General features: G+C 41.3%; 9 protein-coding genes and 1 tRNA gene. 9 read left to right on the top strand and 1 reads right to left on the bottom strand.

Annotated elements, in window-relative coordinates; genetic code table 11:
- The 3 genes from PX482_RS01085 to PX482_RS01075 all read left to right on the top strand — a co-directional run.
- Positions 1-211 (top strand): hypothetical protein (locus tag PX482_RS01085; protein ID WP_288121968.1); only part of this gene is annotated, 211 nt, incomplete at its 5' end.
- Between the two features lie 82 nt (positions 212-293).
- On the top strand, positions 294-2,021 hold the full coding sequence (locus PX482_RS01080) for a succinate dehydrogenase/fumarate reductase flavoprotein subunit (protein ID WP_012267896.1): 1,728 nt from the start codon (positions 294-296) through the stop codon (positions 2,019-2,021).
- A gap of 83 nt (positions 2,022-2,104) precedes the next feature.
- Positions 2,105-2,178 (top strand) — tRNA-Met (locus tag PX482_RS01075).
- Between the two features lie 36 nt (positions 2,179-2,214).
- Here the strand turns inward: PX482_RS01075 and PX482_RS01070 are convergent.
- Positions 2,215-2,361 (bottom strand): TauD/TfdA family dioxygenase, encoded by a 147-nt coding sequence (locus PX482_RS01070; RefSeq protein WP_002762128.1) that lies wholly within the window; start codon positions 2,359-2,361, stop codon positions 2,215-2,217.
- A 93-nt stretch (positions 2,362-2,454) separates the two neighbouring features.
- On the opposite strand from PX482_RS01070, the gene PX482_RS01065 reads away from it, so the two are divergent.
- The 6 genes from PX482_RS01065 (at position 2,455) to PX482_RS01040 (ending at position 6,729) form a co-directional block, all read left to right on the top strand.
- Positions 2,455-5,466 (top strand): tetratricopeptide repeat protein, encoded by a 3,012-nt coding sequence (locus PX482_RS01065; protein WP_288027548.1) that lies wholly within the window; start codon positions 2,455-2,457, stop codon positions 5,464-5,466.
- Positions 5,467-5,546: 80 nt separating this feature from the next.
- On the top strand, positions 5,547-5,783 hold the full coding sequence (locus PX482_RS01060) for a DUF4258 domain-containing protein (RefSeq protein WP_002762131.1): 237 nt from the start codon (positions 5,547-5,549) through the stop codon (positions 5,781-5,783).
- Positions 5,780-5,998, top strand: a complete 219-nt coding sequence (locus PX482_RS01055; RefSeq protein WP_002762133.1) for a DUF2283 domain-containing protein — start codon at positions 5,780-5,782, stop codon at positions 5,996-5,998. Before PX482_RS01060 ends, PX482_RS01055 begins: the two co-directional genes overlap by 4 nt.
- Before the next feature lie 44 nt (positions 5,999-6,042).
- Positions 6,043-6,225: a DUF1902 domain-containing protein gene (locus tag PX482_RS01050; protein WP_002762135.1), complete on the top strand. Its 183-nt coding sequence runs from the start codon at positions 6,043-6,045 to the stop codon at positions 6,223-6,225.
- Between the two features lie 34 nt (positions 6,226-6,259).
- Positions 6,260-6,463, top strand: a complete 204-nt coding sequence (locus PX482_RS01045) for a RelB antitoxin-like protein (RefSeq protein ID WP_002800856.1) — start codon at positions 6,260-6,262, stop codon at positions 6,461-6,463.
- On the top strand, positions 6,460-6,729 hold the full coding sequence (locus PX482_RS01040) for a type II toxin-antitoxin system RelE family toxin (RefSeq protein WP_002762139.1): 270 nt from the start codon (positions 6,460-6,462) through the stop codon (positions 6,727-6,729). The genes PX482_RS01045 and PX482_RS01040 overlap by 4 nt, the downstream gene beginning before the upstream one ends.
- Positions 6,730-6,890: the final 161 nt, after the last annotated feature.

The raw sequence follows: 6,890 nt of genomic DNA, 5'->3' as shown, positions 1-6,890 counted from the left end.
GGGGTGTGGGGTGTGGGGTGTGGGGTGTGGGGTGTGGGGTGTGGGGAGAATCAATAAAAATAATCTTCTGCCTCCTGCCGGCCGCCTCCTATCTCCTATCTCCTGTCTCCTGTCTCCTGTCTCCTGTCTCCTGTCTCCTATCTCCTGTCTCCTGACTCCTATCTCCTGTCTCCTATCTCCTATCTCTTATCTCCTATCTCCTGACTCCTGAAATATAAAGTCTCGGTTACAAAACTGACTTCCGAGCAATTCTCACCCCACCATAGAAACAGAAGCCCCTAGAAAAATCAGCCATGAAAGAACACGATGTCGTTATAGTGGGCGGTGGGTTAGCAGGATGCCGCGCCGCCTTAGAAATCAAACGCCTCAACCCGACTATCGATGTTGCTGTCGTTGCCAAAACCCACCCAATTCGTTCCCACTCCGTCGCTGCCCAGGGAGGTATCGCCGCCGCCCTGCAAAACGTTGACCCCAAAGATAATCCCAAGGCCCACGCCTACGATACTGTCAAAGGTTCCGATTTTCTGGCTGACCAGGATGCAGTGGATATTCTCACCAAAGAAGCCCCCGAAGTTATCATCGAATTGGAACATCTAGGCGTGTTATTCTCCCGTCTCGAAGATGGACGCATTGCCCAAAGAGCCTTTGGCGGTCACAGCCATAACCGGGCCTGTTACGCCGCCGATAAAACCGGTCACGCCATGCTGCACGAATTAGTCAGCAATTTAGGCCGTAATCAGGTAAAAATCTACGATGAATGGTATGTTTTACGCCTTATCCTCGAAGAAGGTACGGCTAAAGGCGTAGTTATGTACCAAATCGCCACCGGACAGTTAGAAATCCTCCGGGCAAAAGCAATTATGTTCGGGACGGGGGGCTATGGTCGCGTTTATAACACCACCTCCAACGATTTCGCCTGTACGGGAGACGGTTTAGCATTATCGGCAAAAGCGGGTATTCCCCTAGAAGACATGGAATTTGTCCAATTTCACCCCACTGGACTCTATCCCGTCGGTGTTTTAATCTCGGAAGCAGTCCGGGGTGAAGGTGCTTATTTAATCAATAGCGAAGGTCGTCGTTTTATGGAAGACTACGCCCCCTCGCGCATGGAATTAGCCCCCCGGGACATCACTTCCCGGGCCATTACCCTAGAAATTCGCGCCGGCCGGGGGGTAAATCTGGACGGTAGCGCCGGGGGTCCCTTTGTCTATCTGGATTTACGCCATTTAGGCCGGGAAAAAATTATGAGTCGCATTCCCTTTTGTTGGGAGGAGGCCCACCGTCTCGTCGGTGTCGATGCGGTAGAGGAACCGATGCCCGTCCGTCCTACAGTTCACTATTGTATGGGCGGCATTCCCGTTAATACCGATGGTCGCGTTCGCTTAAGTGCCGATACCCTCAGCGAGGGCTTTTTCTCCGCCGGGGAATGTTCCTGTGTCTCCGTCCACGGGGCCAATCGTTTGGGCAGTAATTCCCTGTTAGAATGTGTGGTCTATGGGAGAAGAACTGGCAAATCGATCGCTAAATACGTCGAAAAACGCGCTTTTCCCGTCTTTAATCCCGATATTTACCTTCAGGATGCCAAAGAGGAAATCACCGCTTTATTGACCAAAAAAGGCACGATTCGCATCGGTCAACTACGTCAGCAATTCCAAGACTGTATGACCCAACATTGCGGCGTTTTTCGCACCGAAGCGACCATGCGCGAGGGAATTAAACAAATTGGCGAATTAAAGCGCCAATACGAGCAGATTTACCTCGATGATAGGGGGGATTGCTGGAATACGGAACTAATCGAGGCCTGGGAATTACAAAGTCTCATGGTGGTGGGGGAAATTATCCTCACCTCTGCCCTCAATCGTCAAGAAAGCCGAGGGGCCCATTCCCGCGAAGATTTTCCCCAACGGGATGACCAAAATTTCCTTCAGCATACCCTCGCCTATTATTCCCCCTCCGGCATCGATATCGACTATATGCCCGTGGTAATTCAGGATTTCACCCCCGTGGAACGTAAGTATTAACCTCTGGTCGGACGGTAAATGTAAAGGAATATTACAAACTCCTTGGCATTTACCGAGATTTAGTTCTATACTAGATAAAGCAACGCGGGATAGAGCAGTCTGGTAGCTCGTCGGGCTCATAACCCGAAGGTCAGTGGTTCAAATCCGCTTCCCGCCATTACTTATAAAGCTAGTAGTTAACCCCGATTTCCCGTTAGGGAACATCGAACATTACCCTTTCAAGACAGCGATTGGGGTCAATGTAGGATTGGCGAGAATGGAGACAACTATAATTATCCATGATCAAGATCTGTTCTGCTTTTAAATAGATCGGAACGTGATAGGCTTCAAACAGGGCCATTTACAAAATGTTTGAAAGAAGTAGCGGGGATTGGAATCGACCAATCTTAAGTTAGAAAACGGGTTTCTCTAAGAAACCCGTTTTCTGGGTTAGATGTGGTATAACAGAAAAGTGGTTATGTCAGAGGAAAGAGATATGCCATCAATTTTTATTTGTTATTCCCACCAAGACAAAGGATGGAGAGACAGACTGTTAAAATTTCTCGAACCTCTGAATGATGAGGAAAAAATAGTCTGGTCAGATCTCGACATACAACCGGGGGATATTTGGGATGAAAAAATTAAAGACAGTTTATCACAAGTAACAATTGCGATGGTATTGGTTAGCCAAGACCTGCTTAATTCTCGTTATGTGAAGAATGAAGAATTACCCCGTATTTTGAAAAGACGTGAAGAAGAAGGAGTCCTTATAATTCCTATATTTCTTAGACATTCTACTGTGAAAAGTGTTTCTTTTAAATACACTAATGAAGAGGGAATAGAACAAAGATTTTACTTACATCAATTTCAGTCTCCTAGCAATAATTCTCCCAGCAATCCTCTCTGTGATCTAAAGAAATCAGAATATGAAAAAGTTTTCGTATCCGTTGAGGATAAATTGCGATCGCTGATTGAAGAATCTAAAAAAAAACAGTCTGAACCCTCTAAAAAAGCGGTCCAACCCCTGACCACCTCTGGGTTAGTGGATACGCAACTCCCACCCGTGCGTAGATGGCAAGGACGACGGGAAGAATTGCAAGAACTCCAAACAGCGTTAGGGAATGACCATCTAAGGTTAATCGAGATTACCGCCGCCGGGGGTTATGGTAAAACTGCCCTGGCGAGAAAGTTTACAGATCAATTAACTGCTGATTGGCCGGTATTATGGGTTAATTTTAACCAGCCTTACCCTTTGGCACAGTTCGGACGGTGGTTATTAGAGGAGTTAAAACAAAATTATGATGAAAAATGGAATGATGGGCAATTAATAGACGCAATCAGCAAAGGGTTAACCGCTAAACCCTGTTTATTAGTGTTGAATAATTTGGAAACGGTACTAACTGCCCCAGTAAATTTGGTTTATCAGCAATTCTTGCAAAAATGGTTAAACACAGAAAGCAGCAGTAAGCTATTAGTCACCAGTCGAGAACAGCTAAAATTCCCCGTCAATTTGCAAGATTATTATTATTCTTGGCCTTTAAAAGGGTTAAAAGAAGCGGATGCGATGCGTTATGTCACCGAAGATCACGGCTTAACGGGAAGCGATGAAGAATTAGCCCAATTTGTCGATAAAATGGGAGGTCATCCCCTCTTAATGGAACTGGTTTGTAGTTTGATGAAAGATAAGTTTGGGAAAGGGGTTTCTGTCACCGAGTCGCAAAATTTGGGCTTAAATATGTTTGATGTGGAAGGGTATCACCGCGACACGGAAACCTGTGTCAGAGAAGTGATTACCGCCAGTTTAGCGCGATTATCGAAAGAGTTTAGGGAGAGTTTAACGCGGTTGTCGGTACTGCGGGAGAATTTTGATGACAGGTTAGCCCAGGGGTTAATTCCAGCAATAACTGAGGAAGATTTACGCTATTTAGCTCGTTTATCTTTATTACAAGAATTTCCCCCCGAATACAATGTAAAACGGCGACAGTTTCAGTTTTTGCCTTTAATTTCCATGGTGGTGCAAGATCAAGCAAATCCTGAAATATTGCGATCTGCCCATCAATTAGCCTTAGATTATTATTTAGCTCATTTACCTGTCCCTCCCTGGGAATCCTTGGAAGATTTGAAGGAATATTTAGAGGCGTTTCACCATGCAGGGGAATTGGGAGAATGGCAGTTAGCATACAATATTTTGAATGAGGATCGAGGAGGAGAAGGGAAAGATAAATCGGTTAATAGTTTTTTGTACTTCACAGGCTTAAGTCGAAAATCAATAGAATTGTATGAGATTTTAATTAATAATTGGATAGAGGATCAAAAACAAAAACAAGAGTTCGGCATTGTGTTGTCTTTGTTGGGAATAAGTTATAAAAATTTAGGAGAATATTCAAAAGCAATTACTATCCATAAGCAACATTATGCCCTATCGGAAAAAAATAAAAATTGGGCAGGAGTTGCTTCTGCACTGGGTAATTTAGGGATTTGTTACTTTTCGCAAGGCGATTATCAGCAAGCCATCAAGTATCATGAGCAATGTCTAGCAATTCAAGATAAAATTGGCAATTATCTAGGTATGGCAGGGACCTTTGGTAATTTAGGTATTTGTTATAGTTCTATAGGAAAATTGAATGAAGCTATAGACAATCATAAAAGGCATTTTGAAATTTCACAAAAGATTGATGATCTTGGAGGAATGGCTTCCGCATTTTTGAATATAGGAAATTGTTACAGCTATTCTGGCAGATATTTACAGGCGATTCTCTATCATCAAGCAGGCTTAATCGTCAAGGAGATTCTTGGCGATCAACAGGGATTAGCACTTGCTTATAATAATCTTGCGTGTTGCTTCCGAAGCTTAGGTCAATATAAGGAGGCAATCTTTTATAATCAGAAATCTCTAAAAATAGGAGAAGAAATTGGTAACAAACAAAGGATATCAGAGTCACTTGGTAATATAGGTAATTGTTATGCCGACGTGGGAAAATATCAAGAAGCAATCGTTAAACATCAAGAATCTTTAGTCTTAAAAGAGGAAATGGGGGATCAAAGAGGAATTGCACTTGAATTAATTTCTCTTGGGGCTTGCTATGCTCATTTAGAACAACATGAAACAGCATTAGCATTCTTTGAGAAATCATTAGAGCTAAGTCAAAAAAATAATTATCAGAGAGGTATAGCAGTAAGCTTACATAACCTTGGAAAAACTTATTTTGAGCTTAAAAAATATATTCAAGCGAAAGACTATATTAATAAATCCTTAGCTATTGCTCAAGGAACTGTTTTACAGGAAATAGTAATGCGTTGTCATTTTGCTCTTGCAAATATTGCGTATCGGATAAGTGACATTCAAATCGCATATACCCATTGTCAACAAGCCCTAGCATTATCCCAAGAATTGGGGATTCCCTTGGTTAAAGATTGTGAGGAATTGTTAAGGCAAATTCAGGGGGATGTAGCAGACAATCTATAAAATTATCCTTAACTCCCATTAAGCAAAACTATGAAAATTAACTTCATTGATACTTATAAGCAAACAATTCAATCGCCTCAATGAAATTTACTCAATACTTTTTAGCCACCAGAAAACGACCAGATCGAGCCAATATCAAAATGGAATGGATTGAATACACAATCAATAATCCTATTCTGGAAGTTCACCAAAATGATGGACGAATTCGCCGCTGGGCATTAATTGAGGAAATAGACAACAAGGCGTTGAGAGTTGTCTTACTCGAAGATGGTATCACAGTTCACAATGCTTTTTTTGATAGGAATTTTAAGCCATGAAAATCACCTACTTTCAAGATACGGATACTCTATATTTAGAGTTCAATAACAATCCTATTGTCGAGACTCAAGAAATCAATGAAAATACCTTAGTCGATCTTGATAAAAATGGGAACATTTGTGCAATTACCTTGGAACACGCCAGAAGCTTAACGGATCTGAATGCTTTTTCCCTAGAAACTATTGTCGCGCCTGAATTAGCTTCAAGTTTATAAGAGTTGTCATAATAAAATTATTCTATAAACTCTATGGATTCCCCATGCAAAACCCAATTAACCTCACTATTGAGCGCTTTCAAGAAAACGGACAAGATTACTATGTCGCCACCAGTCCCGATATACAAGGACTTGTCGCTGAAGCTGATACAATAGATGCCGTCATTGATATTGCCAAAGACTTAATTCCCATCCTATTAGAATTGGAAACAAAGGAGTGTGAATAATGCAAACCGTCCACAAAATGAGGAACAATTAATTATGAACATCAAAGATTATCCCTTTGCTCAAGACTTGATTACGGATAATCAAGGTCAGATACAGCAAGTTATTATTAACTTTGAAGACTATCAACAAATAATAGAAACCTATGAAGATACTGGACTCTATTGCGCCATGATAGACGTTAAAGATGAAACTCCCTTAACTTTGGAGGAAGCTTTAATTGAATTAGAAAAAGAATGAAAATCAACTATCTTCCTACTTTTATCAAGGATCTTAAAGATTTAAAAAGTACCTCCCCTTACTCAGTCATAAAAAACCTTGTCTTTACTGATATTTTAGCAGTTAAGCAGCTAAGCGAAATTAACAACCTTAAAAAATTAAAAGGAGAATATAATGCCTATCGTATCCGAATTGGTGACTATAGAATTGGTTTTTTTGTTGAAGAAGATACAATTACATTTGCTCGTGTTCTTCATCGTCGAGAATTCTATCGTTATTTCCCGTAAAATTTCGGTAGATAAAGAATCATTGGCTCTTCGGGAATTGTTATGCAAATAATTAACTTAAAATAAAATTCGATGAGAGCAACTACGCTCAAAAGTAGCTGAAATTCATACAGGAAAGGACTTAAGGCACAAATAGGTTAATACCAAAAGATAGACAATTG

Source organism: Microcystis sp. M53602_WE12, assembly GCF_030065455.1.
Lineage (GTDB): Bacteria > Cyanobacteriota > Cyanobacteriia > Cyanobacteriales > Microcystaceae > Microcystis > Microcystis aeruginosa.
Note: the sequence above shows the minus strand (reverse complement) of the source record. Positions and strands in the feature narration are given on the sequence as shown.

What these genes read in the sequence shown, in the direction of transcription:
- PX482_RS01080 (WP_012267896.1), top strand. Translation starts at nt 294, where the DNA reads ATGAAAGAACACGATGTCGTTATAGTGGGCGGTGGGTTAGCAGGATGC.
- PX482_RS01070 (WP_002762128.1), bottom strand. Translation starts at nt 2,361, where the DNA reads ATGGCCCTGTTTGAAGCCTATCACGTTCCGATCTATTTAAAAGCAGAA.
- PX482_RS01065 (WP_288027548.1), top strand. Translation starts at nt 2,455, where the DNA reads ATGTGGTATAACAGAAAAGTGGTTATGTCAGAGGAAAGAGATATGCCA.
- PX482_RS01060 (WP_002762131.1), top strand. Translation starts at nt 5,547, where the DNA reads ATGAAATTTACTCAATACTTTTTAGCCACCAGAAAACGACCAGATCGA.
- PX482_RS01055 (WP_002762133.1), top strand. Translation starts at nt 5,780, where the DNA reads ATGAAAATCACCTACTTTCAAGATACGGATACTCTATATTTAGAGTTC.
- PX482_RS01050 (WP_002762135.1), top strand. Translation starts at nt 6,043, where the DNA reads ATGCAAAACCCAATTAACCTCACTATTGAGCGCTTTCAAGAAAACGGA.
- PX482_RS01045 (WP_002800856.1), top strand. Translation starts at nt 6,260, where the DNA reads ATGAACATCAAAGATTATCCCTTTGCTCAAGACTTGATTACGGATAAT.
- PX482_RS01040 (WP_002762139.1), top strand. Translation starts at nt 6,460, where the DNA reads ATGAAAATCAACTATCTTCCTACTTTTATCAAGGATCTTAAAGATTTA.